The organism is Shewanella sp. T24-MNA-CIBAN-0130 (genome assembly GCF_040310185.1).
Classification (GTDB): domain Bacteria; phylum Pseudomonadota; class Gammaproteobacteria; order Enterobacterales; family Shewanellaceae; genus Shewanella; species Shewanella psychromarinicola.
The window spans coordinates 1-272 of the sequence record NZ_JBEOPP010000314.1 but is presented as its reverse complement, the minus strand read 5'-3'; the positions used below and the strand labels follow the sequence as shown (position 1 = coordinate 272).

Below are 272 nucleotides of genomic sequence, written 5' to 3'. Positions count from 1 at the left end.
CAAGTAAGTATTTCTGATGCGGTTACGTTTATGGCTGGCGATCGTGAGCGCGCAGGTGATGCATTTGCTGGCGACATTATTGGTTTACATAACCACGGTACGATTCAAATAGGTGATACTTTTACTCAAGGTGAAAAGCTTAAGTTTAGTGGTATTCCTAACTTTGCACCGGAATTATTCCGCCGTATTCGTTTACGTGATCCGCTTAAGCAAAAGCAGTTATTAAAAGGCTTAGTACAACTTTCAGAAGAGGGTGCTGTACAGGTATTTAG

At 41.5% G+C, this 272-nt stretch carries 1 pseudogene; it reads left to right on the top strand.

Annotation, left to right across the window (positions count from 1 at the left end):
- Positions 1-272 (top strand): annotated as a pseudogene (prfC, locus tag AAEZ02_RS22530) (peptide chain release factor 3); the annotation flags it as partial.